Consider the following 13,985-nt stretch of genomic DNA (forward strand, 5'->3'; position numbering starts at 1 on the left):
GTCAGCGCTTGCCGGCGGAGACGTAGTCGCGCGCGACCTCGCCGGTATAGACCTGCCGCGGCCGGCCGATCTTGGTCGCGGGGTCCGTCATCATCTCGCGCCACTGCGCGATCCAGCCGGGCATCCGGCCCAGCGCGAACAGCGGCGTGAACATCGCCCGGTCGAAGCCCATGGCCTTGTAGATCAGGCCCGTGTAGAAGTCGACGTTCGGGTACAGCTTGCGCGAGATGAAGTAGTCGTCGTTGAGCGCGATCTCCTCGAGCGTCATCGCGATGTCGAGCAGCTCGTCGGCCGCGCCCAGCGCCTCGAGCACCGCGTGCGCGCTCTCCTTGACGATCGCCGCGCGCGGGTCGTAGTTCTTGTAGACCCGGTGCCCGAAGCCCATGAGCCGGACACCCTGCTCCTTGTTCTTCACGCGGCGCATGAAGTCCGTGGCGTCGCCGCCGTTCGCCTTGATCTCGTCGAGCATCGTGAGCACGGCCTCGTTCGCGCCGCCGTGCAGCGGGCCCGACAGCGCGTTGATGCCGGCCGCGACCGACGCGTACAGGTTGGCGTGCGACGAGCCGACGATGCGGACCGTGGACGTCGAGCAGTTCTGCTCGTGGTCCGCGTGCAGGATCAGCAGCTTGTCGAGCGCCTCGACGACGACCGGGTCCGGCTCGTACTGCTGGTACGGCACCGCGAACGTCATGCGCAGGAAGTCCTCGACGTACCCGCGGCTGTAGTCCGGGTACAGCAGCGGCTCGCCCTTGGACGTGCGGTGCACGTAGGACGTGATGGTGCGCGTCTTGGCGAGGATGAGCACCGTCGCGAGCTCGACCGTGTCCGGGTCGAACGGGTCGAGCGACTCGGGGTAGAACGTCGACAGCGCGTTGATCGCCGACGACATCACGGCCATCGGGTGCGCGCCGCGCGGGAACGTCCCCATGAACGTGCGGAAGTCCTCGTGCACGAGCGTGTGCCGGTTGACGCGCTCGCTGAACGCGTCCAGCTCGGCCGGCGTCGGCAGCTCGCCGTGAATCAGCAGGTACGCGACCTCGAGGAACGTCGACGACGCAGCCAGCTGCTCGATCGGGTAGCCCCGGTAGCGCAGGATCCCCTCGTCGCCGTCGATGTACGTGATCTTCGACTCGCACGACGCGGTGTTCATGAAGCCGGGGTCCACGGTCACCAGACCGGTGTCGCGCAGCAGGGTCGAGACCACCACTCCGTCGTTCCCCTCGGTCGCGGTGACGACCGGCAGGTCCTTGGCCTGGCCACTGACGACCAGCTGGACCGGGGAGGTGAGGGTCTCGGACATGGCGTTCCTTCCTGCCACGACCTGCGCGGATCGCGCTCTGGTCGTCGCCGACGTCGGCCCTGCGGCCGCAGCGGTGGCCTCCGTTGGCCTGCCGACGACGGTACCTGCGCCCGGCGCGCGGTGACGAATCCTGGGACGACCTGACCCGCTGTGAATCAAGTCACAGCAGGTCGGTCACGCGCCGCGCAGCCGCGCCGCGGCCTCCGCGACCGCCTCGTCGGTCGCGGTCAGCGCGACCCGCACGTGCCCCCGGCCGGCCGGGCCGTAGAACGCACCCGGCGCGACGAGGACGCCCAGCCCCGCGAGGTCGGCGACCGTCTGCCAGCAGTCCTGCTCGCCACCCGCCGGTCGCACCCACAGGTAGAGGCCCGCCGCGGACTCGTCGACCGCGTACCCGGCCTCCTCGAACGCCGCGCGCAGCACGGCGCGGCGCGCGCGGTACCGCTCACGCTGCGCCGCCACGTGCGCGTCGTCGTCGAGCGCGACCGTCATGGCCGCCTGCACCGGACCCGGCACGATCATGCCCGCGTGCTTGCGCGTCTCGAGCAGCCCCGCGACCAGCTCCGGGTCCCCCGCGACGAACGCCGCGCGGTACCCCGCGAGGTTCGACTGCTTCGACAGCGAGTACACCGCGAGCAGGCCGGTCACGTCGCCGCCCGACACGCGCGGGTCGAGCACGCTCGGTACCCCGTCGCTCGCCCACGGCTCGTCCCACGCGAGCTCCGCGTAGCACTCGTCGGACGCCACGACGACCGGGCGGCCGTCCCGCCGCGCGGCATCACGGGCGGCGGCCACCACGGCCGCGAGCTCGTCGACGCCCAGCACCGCGCCGTGCGGGTTGGCGGGCGAGTTCAGCCACACCAGCCGCACGTCGCCGCGCCCGCGCGCGAGCCGCTCCGCGGGGTCAGCGCACGGCTCGGGCACCGCGCCCGCGAGCCGGGCCCCCACGTCGTACGTCGGGTACGCGACCGCCGGGTGCAGCACCGTGTCGCCCTCGCCCAGCCCGAGCAGCGCCGGCAGCAGCGCGACCAGCTCCTTCGAGCCGACGGTCGGCAGCACCCCCGCCGGGTCCAGGCCCGGCACACCGCGGCGCCGCGCGAACCACCGCACGACCGCCTCACGCAGGTCCGCGGTCCCCCACGTCGTCGGGTACCCCGGCGAGTCCGCCGCCGCGACGAGCGCGTCGCGCACCACCGCCGGCGTCGGGTCCACCGGCGTGCCGACCGACAGGTCGACGATGCCCCGCTCGTGCGCGCGCGCCTGCTGCGCGAACGGCACCAGCGTGTCCCACGGGAAGTCCGGCAGCGCGCCGGTCAGCAGTCCCACCGGTGACGAAGGTCAGTCGCCGTGCACGCGCAGCGGCAGCGTCGCGATGATCGGGTGGTCCTTGTCGATCTGCCCCATCTTGGCGGCGCCACCCGGCGAGCCCAGGTCGTCGAAGAACTCGACGTTGGCCTTGTAGTACTCGCTCCACTGCTCGGGGACGTCGTCCTCGTAGTAGATGGCCTCGACCGGGCACACCGGCTCGCACGCCCCGCAGTCCACGCACTCGTCCGGGTGGATGTACAGCGACCGCTTGCCCTCGTAGATGCAGTCCACGGGACATTCCTCGATGCACGCCTTGTCCTTGACGTCCACGCAGGGCTCGGCGATCACATACGTCACGGTCGGTCCTCCACTTGACGGGTCGTCCCTAGTATTCCCCACATGCGCACGCGCACGCTCCGGTGTCCACTCCCCGACCCACCGCCCGCCGCCACGAGGCCCGGACGGTGAGCGCCCCTCCTGCCCGGCCGTGGCGCGAGGCCGCCGCCGGCACGCGCGTCGTCGTCCGACGCCGCCTCGTGCCCGCCCCGCCGGACGGGCCGCACCTCACCGACGTGCTCGGCGTGGTGCTGCGCGTCGACGACGAGGGCCTGACGCTCGACACCTCGCGCGGCCCCGCCCGGATCCTGGGCGCGGACGTCGTGCTCTGGAAGCCGATCCCCCCGCCCCCCGAGCGACGCGCCCGGCGGCACTGACCCGCTGCGGTCGAGGTCGGCACTGCGGTGGAGGTCGACGCTGCGGTCGAGGTCGGCTCAGGGAGCGGCGGACTCCTTGTCCTTGTCCTTCTCCTTGTCCTTGTCGGGCGGCGAGCCGCACACCACGCGGTTCTGCGGCTTGTACCGCCAGGTGTTCGACGTCGTGTCCTTCAGCTCGCCGTCCAGCAGCAACCGGCGCGTCACCGTCACCGAGAAGCCCGGGTTGCCGGCGGACTGCGGCGAGCACGTGCGCGACGTGGAGTACACCGTGGACGGCTGCACCACACCCGAGCGCCCGCTCGTCGACGACTCGACCGTCCAGTACTTGGTCCCCCACAGGCGCACGTACGCGCGCCCGTCCGCGACCCAGCCCTGCACGAGCGCGCCGTACGGCGTCGAGTTCTTCCACTTCATGTCGATCACGCCGGTGAAGATCGTCGCCTCGCGCCCCTCCGGGTACCGCGCGAACCACTCGCTGTGCGGCGTGTGCTCGACGTCCTCCATGCCCGCGAGGTACGCGGCGTTGAACGTCGTCGTCGACACCTGCGACAGGCCACCGCCCCACGCGTCCGAGTGCTCGCCGTTGACGATCGCGCCGGCCTGCACGAACCCGTGGGCCGCGTCGATCGGCCCGAGCGCGTCGGTGAGGCTGAACGTCTCGCCCGGCCGGATGAGCACGCCCGTGATGTTCTCCAGCCCCTGACGGATGTTCTGCGTGCGGCGCGGCTCGCTCGTCAGCGGTGTCGAGAACTCCGAGACGACTTCCTTGACGCCGAGCTCCTCGAGCGCCTCGGCGGACTCGCTCGGGTCGGTCTGCGTCAGCTCCACCGTCGCGGTGCGGTCCTGCGCGTCGGCAACGGCCGCGACCGCGTCCGCGACGTCCTCCGGCGCCACCGTGGTGCCCGGCTCGCCCGGCACGAGCACCGGCTTGCCGTCCTGGAACTCGAAGTGCGCGTCCGCCGCCGACGTCAGCACACCCTCGGGCAGCTGCTCGACGACCGCGTCCGCGAGCGCCTCACCGTCGAGCTGCAGCTCGAGGTCCCCGTCGACCGGCTGCATCGCTGCAGCCGCCGCGAGCGTGGCCGGCTGCAGCACCGCGAGCTTCTCGGACACGACGACCGAGATCGGGGCGGACACGAGCGGCTCCGCCACGTCGTCCAGCGCGGCCTGCGCCTCCGCCTGGGTGATCTCGGGCTCGACGACCGACGTCGGCAGCGCCAGCGGCTGTGCCGCGACCAGCCAGTCGCGGGACACGAGGTCCGCCGCCGCGTCCTGGTCGAGGCTCCAGCCCTCGGACGCGTCCGTCAGCACCGCGGCACCGTCGACGAACAGCACCGCACCGTCGACCGGTGCGAGCGACAGCGACGTCCCCAGCGCCTCGAGCGCGGCCGTCAGCTTCGCCTCGTCCACCTGCGTCACGGGCTCCTGCGCACCCACGCCGACGATCTGGTCCCACAGCCGGCGCGGCTGCGCCAGGTCCACGCCCGTCAGCCGGTCGACCGTCGCCGCCGCGTCGAACGACAGGCCCGCGGCCTGCGGCTCGAGCGTCGCCTGCACGTCGTTCGCGAGCACCTCGACCGCGTCCTGCGTCGTCGGCGCGAGCTCCTCGTCCAGCCGCGCGACCGCGGCGTCCGCCGAGAGCCCGCCGATGTCCACGCCCGCGACCGTCGCCCCCCGCGGGACGCGGTCCGCCGTCGCGTAGCTCGCACCGACGTAGGCCGCGCCGAGCAGCACGACGACGCCCGCACCGACCGCCAGGCGCCGCGGCCAGCGGCGCACGTGCTCCTCGGGCTCGAAGTCGTCGAACGGCGACGGGTCGCGCGGCGTGGTCGGCACCGGGCCGGCCGTCACGCGCGCCGGACCGCCCGGCGTCGAGCCCGTGGACGTCGGGGCGGTGGACGTCGGGGTCGCGGACGTCGAGGTCGCGGACGGCGGGGTGGTGGGTGCCGACGCGGGCAGGACGACCGTCTCGTCACCCCTGGCGTCCGCCGGTCGGGACGTCTGCGTCGTCGGCTGTGCCTCGCGCCGGGGGAACACGGACTCCCGCGTCGGAGCCACGGCGGCGGCCACGTCGGGGGCGGCGGCGTCGGGGGCGGCGGCGTCGGCGGCAGCGGCCTCGTCGGCAGCGGGCTCGTCGGCAGCGGGCTCGTCGGCAGCGGCCTCGTCAGCAGCGGGCTCGTCGGCAGCGGGCTCGTCGGCAGCGGGCTCGTCGGCCGTGGCCTCCGCAGCAGCCGTGCGCTCGTCGTCGGACGGCTCTCCGGCATCAGCCTCGCTCGCGTCGGACTCGTCCGAGGCCTCGTCGGCCTCCGGCTCGTCGACCGGCTCGGACGTCGGCGCGGACGTCGGCTCGATGCCACCGGCAGCGCTCGCGACAGGCTCCTCTGCCGCGGGCGTCGACGCGGCGGTCTCGGTGAAGATCGCGGGCACGACGACCGTCGGCGCCGGTTCCTCCGCCGCGCCGTCGTCGTCGTCCACGTCCTCGTCGTCGTCCTCGTCTTCGTCCTCGTCCTCGACGGTGGACTCGTCCTCGCGCGCGCCCTCGTTCTCGGGCTCCTCGGGCCGGACGGTCTGCGCGACAGCGGCCTGCGCCTCGTCCTCGACGGGCTCGTCAGTGGGCTCCGTGTCGGCAGCGGGCGCCTCGTCGGGCTCGTCCTCGTCGGGCACGTCCTCGTCCGACCCGTCCTCGTCGGGCACGTCCTCGTCGGGCACGTGCTCGTCGGGCGCCGCATCGGTGGCGACGGGCTCGTCGGGGGCGACGTCGTCGGCAGAGGGCTCGTCGGTCTCGACGTCCTCCGCGGGGGCCTCGTGCGGCTCCGCCGGCTCGGCGGGCGCGTCCCCGGCAGGGACGACCGGGTTCGGACGTGTGTCGTCCCCGAGGGCGGGGCGGCGCGTGGTCGCACCCCAGACGGGCCAGACGACATCGTCGGCCGAGCTCCCGTTCGACGGCTCCTGGGGCGAGGGGCTGTCGGCGTCGGTACGGTCGGTCATCGCTTCCCCTGCTCGGTCGTGTTACGCCCGGCGAGTCTACGTCGCGGTGCCGTGAGGGCGCCGCAGGCCCACGCGCGCCTCGACGCACGCGGACGACCTGTGACGAGATCGTGACCTCAGCGCAGGCCGCGCAGGCGTGCCTCGACGTGCACGAGGCCCCCGACCTCGGGGCCGGCGCGTTCCGCGACGAGCACCTCGCCGACGACGACGTCGTGGTCGCCCGCGGCGTGGATGGCACTCGTGCGGCACTCGAACCACGCGGCGGCGCCGTCGACGCGGATGCCCGCGGCGACGTCGGGTGCGTGGTGCGGCACGCGGGTGAGCTGGTCGACGGCGGGGCGCCCGGCGGACGCGAGCCAGTCGGCGACGGGCGCCTGGTCGGCGCCGAGCACGGAGACCGTCCAGGTGTCGGCCTCGTCGAGCGCGTCGCGCAGGCGCGCGTCGGTGTGCACGCAGAACAGCAGGAGCGGGGGGTCGAGGGACACGGACGCGACCGAGCTGACGGTCATGGCCCAGACCGTGCGCCGCCACGTCGTGGTGACGACGGCGACGCCCGCGGGGAGCGCCGCGACGGCGGTGCGGAAGTCGTCGGGCCGGGCGCTCACGCCGCGCCGTCGCTCGGCGGTGCGGCCGGTGCGGTCGGTGCGGCCGGTGCCCGCGGGGTGTCGTCGAACCAGCGGCGCGGGGCGAGCGCACCGAGGGCGAGCGCGACCACGACCCCGCCGAGCCAGGCGAGTCCGAGCCACGGTGCGTTCACGCGGTCGCCGCCGGGCAGGAGCACGTCACCGCCGGGCCCGGTCCGCGCGAGCACGACGACGGCGAGGAACACACCGCCGACGAGCCCGACGTACGCGGGCCACCCGGCCCACGCGCGCACCATGACGCTCGCGGCGAGCACCAGGGCGAGCCCGGCGAGCAGGCCCCACGGCATCGCACCGCGGTGGACGACGGTCCCGAGCGCCCCGATCAGGAGGCCGAGGACGAACGACAGGAGAGCCCGCACGAGCGTCTGCGGGGTCAGCGGCTGCACGCGGTCAGGCTACCGGCCGGACCCCTGCGGGCCACGCGACGCCCGCGAGACCGCCGGGGCTCGAGCCGGGTGCGAGGCGGTACTGCTCGACGGGCAGGACCGGCTCGGCCAGGCCGAGGCTGAGACCGTACCGGCCGACGAGCGCGGGCTCGTCGTCGACGGCGGCCACGTGCTGCACCTGCGTCGCGTGGGCCCGCAACGCGTCGAGCACGGTGTCGCGCACCGGGCGCGTGTCGACCTCGACCGCCACACGCTCGTCGTCGACGACGACCGAGGCGAACACGTCGTCGTCCGCGGGCGGGGTCAGCGCGTCGCCCGGTCCGACGAGGCGGCGCAGCGCGGCACGCGCGGCGCGCGCCCGTCGGCGCCCCTGCGCGGCCCACAGCACCACGGGCACGCGGTGCCCGGCCCGCGCCGCGAGCTCGAGCGCGCGGGACGTCACGTCGTGCGCACGCACGTGGTCCGGGTGGCCGTAACCCCCGCCCGGCTCGTACGTGACGACGACGGCCGGCGTCCGATCGACGACGAGCGCGGCGAGCGGCGCGGCGAGGTCGTCGAGCGGCTGCGCGGCCAGCGCCGTCCCCGCGGCGACCGCCTCGGGAGCCGCGACCGCGCGGCGACCCTCGTCCGCCCAGGCCATGCCCGAGTCCTCGTACCGCGCCCCGGTCAGGGCGTCGAGGAACAGGTGGTCGGCCACGCCCAGCGCCGCGAGGGCGCCGGCGAGCTCGGTCTCGCGGTGCGCCGCGAGCGCCGGGCCGTCGCCCTCGAGGTGCGCGAGCGCGTCCCCGATCACCTCGCCGCGCTCACCGCGCGTGCACGTCACCAGGGTCACGGGCAGCCCGGCGGCGGCCCACGTCGCGAGCAGCGCACCCGTCGCGAGCGTCTCGTCGTCGGGGTGCGCGTGCACCGCGAGCAGGCCGCCGGGCCGGCCCGGCCCCGGCACGGCTCAGCCCTTCTTGGTGCGGGACCAGATGCGCGCGCGCTCGGTCTGGTCGAGCACGACCTTGCGGATGCGCACGATCTCGGGCGTCACCTCGACGCACTCGTCCTCGCGCGCGAACTCGAGCGACTCCTCGAGCGTGAGCTTGCGCGGCGGGACGACGTTCTCGAACGACTCGGCCGTGGAGGAGCGGATGTTGTTGAGCTTCTTCTCCTTGGCGATGTTGACGTCCATGTCCTCGTTGCGGGAGTTCTCGCCGACGACCATGCCCTCGTACACCTCGGCGGTCGGCTCGACGAAGAACGTGCCGCGGTCCTGGAGGTTGAGCATCGCGAACGGCGTGGCCACACCCGCGCGGTCGGCGACGAGAGAGCCTGTCATGCGCGTCTCGATGACGCCCGCCCACGGCTCGAAGCCCTCGGCGATCGAGGACGCGATGCCCGTGCCGCGCGTCTCGGTGAGGAACCGCGTGCGGAAGCCGATGAGGCCGCGCGCGGGCACCAGGAACTCCATGCGCACCCAGCCGGTGCCGTGGTTGCTCATGGTCTCCATGCGGCCCTTGCGCTGCGCGAGGAGCTGCGTGACCGCGCCGAGGTACTCCTCGGGCACGTCGATCGTCATGCGCTCCATCGGCTCGTGGACCTTGCCGTCGATCGTCCTGGTGACGACCTGCGGCTTGCCGACGGTCAGCTCGAAGCCCTCGCGGCGCATCTGCTCGACGAGGATCGCCAGGGCCAGCTCGCCGCGGCCCTGCACCTCCCACGCGTCGGGACGGTCCGTGGGGACCACGCGCAGCGAGACGTTGCCGACGAGCTCCTTGTCGAGGCGGTCCTTGACCTGGCGCGCGGTGACCTTGTGGCCCTTGCCGCCCTTGCCCGCGAGCGGGCTGGTGTTGATGCCGATCGTCATCGAGATCGCGGGGTCGTCGACCGTGATGGGCGGCAGCGGGCGCGGGTCGTCCGGGTCGGTGAGCGTCTCGCCGATCGTGATGTTCTCGATGCCCGCGACGGCGACGATGTCGCCGGGGCCCGCCGCGTCGGTGGGCACGCGCTCGAGCGCCTTGGTCTCCAGCAGCTCGGTGATGCGCACGCTCTGCTGCGAGCCGTCGTTGCGCACCCACGCGACCGTCTGGCCCTTGCGCAGCGTGCCGTTGAAGACGCGCAGGAGCGCGAGCCGACCGAGGAACGGCGACGCGTCGAGGTTGGTGACGTGCGCCTGCAGCGGCGCGGACTCGTCGTACGTCGGCGCGGGGATCTTCTCGAGGATGGTCGCGAACAGCGGCTCGAGGTTCTCGCTGTCCGGGAGCGCGCCGTCGGCGGGCTGCTCGAGCGACGCGCGGCCGGCCTTCGCGGACGCGTACACCACGGGGACGTCGAGGATCGCGTCGAGGTCGAGGTCCGGGACGTCCTCGTGCAGGTCGGACGCGAGGCCGAGCAGCAGGTCGGTCGCCTCGTGGACGACCTCGGTGATGCGCGCGTCGGGACGGTCGACCTTGTTCACGACGAGGATCACGGGCAGCTTCGCGGCGAGCGCCTTGCGCAGCACGAAGCGGGTCTGCGGGAGCGGGCCCTCGGACGCGTCGACGAGCAGCACGACGCCGTCGACCATCGACAGGCCGCGCTCGACCTCGCCGCCGAAGTCCGCGTGGCCGGGGGTGTCGATGACGTTGATCGTGATGCCCTCGGGCTGACCCGCCGCGGCCGCCGCGGGGCCCAGGTACCGGACCGCGGTGTTCTTCGCGAGGATCGTGATGCCCTTCTCGCGCTCGAGGTCGCCCGAGTCCATCGCGCGCTCGTCGACGTGGTCGTGCGCGCCGAACGCGCCCGACTGCCAGAGCATGGCGTCGACCAGCGTGGTCTTGCCGTGGTCGACGTGCGCGACGATCGCGACGTTGCGCAGGTCGCCGCGAACGGCAGTTCCGGTGACGGACGAGGGCATGCGAGCTCTTCTCGAGTGGAGGAAAGGGGGGTGACGCCGACGGCGGCGCCGGTCGATCTTACCCGGTCCGGGCCAATCACCGGTGGCCGCGTGGCCCTCGCCACACGTGACCTGCGCCGCGCCGAGCCGCCCGCACGACGCGGGCCCACGCCGGGGCTCAGCCCTGTGCGGCCCAGGACCACCAGTCCGTGAGGTCGGCGCGCGAGAGCCGCAGCAGCGGGACCTCGCCCACCTGCGGCGTGCGCGCGGCTGGCTCGGAGCGCGTGGCCGTGAGCGCGGGGGCGTGCACCAGCGGCAGCACGGCCCCGGCCTCGACGAGCCTCGCGGCGAGCGTCGCCTGCCCCGCGGCGAGGCGCGCGGGGTCGGTCTGGGCGGCGAGCGCCGCGAGCGCCGCGTCGGTCGCCTCGTCGGACCACGCGGTCACGTTCGCGGTCCCGTCGGTCCCCCACCGGCCGACGAGCGACGCGACGGGGAGCTCGTCCTGGACGGTCGGGACCAGCGCGACGTCCCACGCGTCGGGCTCGGCCCACAGCGCGGTCGCCGGGTCGGCCGTCGAGGCCGTGACCTCGAAGCCGGCCGTGCGGGCGGAGTCCGTGAGCAGCGCGAGCGTCTGCTCGCGCAGCGGGTCGGTGGTGGAGACGAGCACACGCACGGCCACCGGTGTGCGCACCCCCGCGTCGGCGAGCCGCGCGGCCGCGGCGGGCGCGTCGGGCTGCGCGGTCGCGACCGGGCCGCCCGCACCGTCCCCGACCGTCGCGAGCACCGCGGTGTCCACGACCGCCTCGGGCCACAGCGGCGCGACGACCTCGTCGACCACCTGCTCGCGCGGCACCGTCGACCACAGCGCGCCCCGCACCGTCGGCGCGTCGTCACCCGCGAACGGACCCGTGCCGCCCGCCCGCGCGACGAGCTGCCACGCGGCGTCACCGCCCGTCACCACCCGCGCCCCGGCTTCGACCAGCGCGTCACGCACGTCCGGCGTCGCGACGGGCGCGACGACGTCGACGTCGCCGGCCTCGAGCGAGGAGACCTGGTCCAGCGGGTGCTGGTCGGTGCGCACGCGCACCGAGTCGAAGCGCGCGGGCCGCGAGCCCGCGTACCGCTCGTTGCGCACCAGCTCCACGGCCGAGGCCGTCACCGACGCGAGCGCGTACGGCCCGGTCGTGACGGCGTCGGCGGTGCTCGCCGCCAGCGCGTCCGTGTCGAAGCCGGTACGCCACGCGCGGGAGACCGCCACCAGGTCGTCGTGATGCCCGGCGGGTGCGGTCACGGCCGCGACGACCGCCGCGGCCGCCTCCTGCGCGTCCTCCACACCCAGCGCCGTGCGGCCCAGCACGTGCGCGGGCAGGTTGACGTCGAGCGCGACCTGCCAGTCCGCGACCGGCTGCGCGTACACGAGCGTGACGCGACCCTCGTCGTCGACGGTCGGGGCGGCCTGCACGTGCACGAGCGCCCGCGAGGTCGCGGCGAACGCCACGCCCGCGTCGAGCGCGTCCCCGTTGACGATCTCGCCGTCGTCGCCCAGCTCGGGCGCGACCTCGTCGAGCGCACCCGAACGCGCGGCCCACTCGAGCAGCAGGTCGGCCGCCGTCACGGGCGTCCCGTCGGACCAGCGGGCGTCCGGGCCGATCGTGTAGCGGATCGTCAGCGGGTCGTCGGCCGTCTTCTCGACCGTGCCGAACGCGGCGTCCGGGACCGCGGCGCCCGCGGCGTCGAGCGAGACGAAGCCGTCCTGCACGAGCCCGCGGACGAGCACCGACCCGGGCAGCCGGCCCTGCGACGTCCCGGCGTTCAGGGAGCCGAACGGCGCCCCGACGCTCACCACCACGTCCCGCGACCGGTCCGGGCCCGGCTCGGGCGACGACGAGCACGCGAGCGGCACGAGCGCGACCGTGCCACCCAGGAGCGCAGCGAGGAGCGTGCGGCGGCCGCCTCCACGGCGACCGGCCGCACGCCCCTGCGCCGCGTGGGTCACGTGCGGTCGATCAGCAGCGCCCGCAGCTCGCGACGCTCGCGCTGCTTCTCCGGGTTGGGCAGCGGCACCGCCGCGATGAGGCGCTGCGTGTACGGGTCCTGCGGGTTGCGCAGGATCGCGTCGCGCGAGCCCTGCTCGACGATCCGTCCGCGCTGCATCACGACGATGCGGTCCGCGAGCAGGTCGACGACCGCGAGGTCGTGCGTGACGAACAGGCACGCGAACTTCAGGCGCTCCTGCAGCTCCTGCAGCAGCTCGAGCACGTGGGCCTGGACCGACACGTCCAGCGCGGACGTCGGCTCGTCGGCCACGAGCAGCTCGGGCGACAGCGCGAGCGCACGCGCGATGCCGACGCGCTGCTTCTGACCGCCCGACAGCTCGTGCGGGTAGCGGTTGCGGTACGCGCGGGGCAGCTCGACCTGGTCGAGCAGCTCCTCGATGCGACGCTGCAGCTCGCCACCCTTGGCGATCTTCGCGAGGTACAGCGGCTCGCCGATCGACTCACCGATCGGCAGGCGCGGGTTGAGGCTCGACGACGGGTCCTGGAACACCATGCCGACCTTGCGGCGCAGGCGCGCGATCGTCTTGCGGTCGTTCGACGAGACGTCGATGTCGCCGACCGTGAGCGTGCCCTCGGCCACCGGCAGCAGGCCGACCGCGGCGCGGCCGATCGTCGTCTTGCCGGAACCGGACTCGCCGACGAGGCCCACGACCTCACCGGGCCGCACGACGAGGTTCGCGCCCTCGACCGCGCGGAACGCCGGCATGCGCCCCTGCTTGGGGTACTCGATCGCGACGTCCTTGAGCTGCAGGATCGGCTCGGTGCCGGCCATCTCGCGGGCGCGCTCCTCGCGACGCGCGGCCTCGAGCTTGGCCGCGTTCTCGGCCTCGCGGCGCGCGAGCTCCTCGCGCGACACGTCGACGACGAGGTCCTCCGCGTGGGTCGCGCTCGCGAGCGCGGCCGTCAGGTCGATCTCCGGGCCGCCGAGGTGCGGGACCGCGGCGAGCAGCTCCTGCGTGTACTGGTGCTGCGGGTCGGAGAAGATCTGCTCGGACGTGCCCATCTCGACGATCACGCCGCGCCGCATGACGGCGATGCGGTCCGCGAGGTCCGCGACCACACCCATGTCGTGCGTGATGAGGATGACCGCGGAGTCGAGGCGGTCGCGCAGGTTGCGCATGAGGTCGAGGATCTCGGCCTGCACCGTGACGTCGAGCGCGGTCGTCGGCTCGTCGGCGATGAGCAGGGCCGGGTCGCAGGACAGCGACTGCGCGATCATCGCGCGCTGGCGCTGGCCGCCCGAGAGCTGGTGCGGGTACGACCGGAACGCCTTGTCCGGGTCCGGCAGCTCGACCATCGACAGCAGCTCGAGCGCGCGCTCGCGGGCCTGCGCGGGCGACATCTCGCTGTGCAGGCGCAGCGTCTCGATGATCTGCGAGCCGACCGTGTACGCCGGGTTCAGCGCGGTCATCGGCTCCTGGAAGATCATCGCGACGTCGTTGCCGCGGATCGCGCGCATGCGCTTGCTCGGCAGCCCGCGCAGCTCGGTGCCACGCAGCTTGATCGAGCCCGAGATGCGCGCGTTGCGCGGCAGCAGGTCGAGGATCGCCATCGAGGACACGGACTTGCCCGAGCCGGACTCGCCGACGATCGCGAGGACCTCGCCGGGGGCGACGGAGTAGTTGAGCTTGATCGCCGCGGGCACCCACGTGCGGTCGACCGCGAAGTCGACCGACAGGTCGCGCACCTCCAGCACGGGCTCGCGGGTCGTGGTGGGCGTGGTCATGACAGA

11 protein-coding genes are annotated in these 13,985 nt (G+C 74.2%); 1 reads left to right on the top strand and 10 read right to left on the bottom strand.

Features of this window, described 5'->3' with window-relative positions; translation table 11 throughout:
* Position 1: 1 nt before the first annotated feature.
* The 3 genes from ACT17Q_RS12575 to fdxA all read right to left on the bottom strand — a co-directional run bounded on the left by ACT17Q_RS12575 (position 2) and on the right by fdxA (position 2,965).
* Positions 2-1,300, bottom strand: a complete 1,299-nt coding sequence (locus ACT17Q_RS12575; RefSeq protein WP_444662780.1) for a citrate synthase — start codon at positions 1,298-1,300, stop codon at positions 2-4.
* A 174-nt stretch (positions 1,301-1,474) separates the two neighbouring features.
* Positions 1,475-2,626 (bottom strand): succinyldiaminopimelate transaminase, encoded by a 1,152-nt coding sequence (gene dapC, locus ACT17Q_RS12580; protein ID WP_444662782.1) that lies wholly within the window; start codon positions 2,624-2,626, stop codon positions 1,475-1,477.
* 12 nt (positions 2,627-2,638) lie between these two features.
* Complete coding sequence (gene fdxA, locus ACT17Q_RS12585; RefSeq protein WP_094179349.1) at positions 2,639-2,965, bottom strand: ferredoxin; 327 nt, start codon at positions 2,963-2,965, stop codon at positions 2,639-2,641.
* 107 nt (positions 2,966-3,072) lie between these two features.
* On the opposite strand from fdxA, the gene ACT17Q_RS12590 reads away from it, so the two are divergent.
* Positions 3,073-3,321, top strand: coding sequence for a hypothetical protein (locus tag ACT17Q_RS12590; RefSeq protein WP_141318164.1), 249 nt, complete (start codon positions 3,073-3,075; stop codon positions 3,319-3,321).
* A 57-nt stretch (positions 3,322-3,378) separates the two neighbouring features.
* Here the strand turns inward: ACT17Q_RS12590 and ACT17Q_RS12595 are convergent, their stop codons facing one another.
* The 7 genes from ACT17Q_RS12595 to ACT17Q_RS12625 form a co-directional block, all read right to left on the bottom strand.
* Positions 3,379-6,309, bottom strand: coding sequence for a VanW family protein (locus ACT17Q_RS12595; protein ID WP_444662785.1), 2,931 nt, complete (start codon positions 6,307-6,309; stop codon positions 3,379-3,381).
* Between the two features lie 116 nt (positions 6,310-6,425).
* Positions 6,426-6,914: a flavin reductase family protein gene (locus tag ACT17Q_RS12600; RefSeq protein ID WP_444662787.1), complete on the bottom strand. Its 489-nt coding sequence runs from the start codon at positions 6,912-6,914 to the stop codon at positions 6,426-6,428.
* Positions 6,911-7,339 carry a hypothetical protein gene (locus ACT17Q_RS12605; protein WP_268532377.1) on the bottom strand — a complete coding sequence of 143 codons (429 nt, stop codon included), beginning with the start codon at positions 7,337-7,339 and terminating at the stop codon, positions 6,911-6,913. The genes ACT17Q_RS12600 and ACT17Q_RS12605 overlap by 4 nt, the downstream gene beginning before the upstream one ends.
* A 4-nt stretch (positions 7,340-7,343) precedes the next feature.
* Positions 7,344-8,282: a PIG-L family deacetylase gene (locus ACT17Q_RS12610; protein WP_444662789.1), complete on the bottom strand. Its 939-nt coding sequence runs from the start codon at positions 8,280-8,282 to the stop codon at positions 7,344-7,346.
* A 3-nt stretch (positions 8,283-8,285) separates the two neighbouring features.
* Positions 8,286-10,217, bottom strand: a complete 1,932-nt coding sequence (gene typA, locus ACT17Q_RS12615; protein ID WP_141318154.1) for a translational GTPase TypA — start codon at positions 10,215-10,217, stop codon at positions 8,286-8,288.
* Between the two features lie 157 nt (positions 10,218-10,374).
* The gene (locus ACT17Q_RS12620; RefSeq protein WP_444662792.1) at positions 10,375-12,192 is read right to left on the bottom strand and encodes an ABC transporter substrate-binding protein; all 1,818 of its coding nucleotides are present in this window, start codon (positions 12,190-12,192) and stop codon (positions 10,375-10,377) included.
* A complete protein-coding gene (locus ACT17Q_RS12625) occupies positions 12,189-13,979 on the bottom strand; it encodes an ABC transporter ATP-binding protein (RefSeq protein WP_141318150.1) in 1,791 nt (596 codons plus the stop codon). Before ACT17Q_RS12625 ends, ACT17Q_RS12620 begins: the two co-directional genes overlap by 4 nt.
* Positions 13,980-13,985: the final 6 nt, after the last annotated feature.

It is taken from the genome of Cellulomonas sp. CW35, from assembly GCF_052378485.1.
GTDB classification, from domain to species: domain Bacteria; phylum Actinomycetota; class Actinomycetes; order Actinomycetales; family Cellulomonadaceae; genus Cellulomonas; species Cellulomonas uda.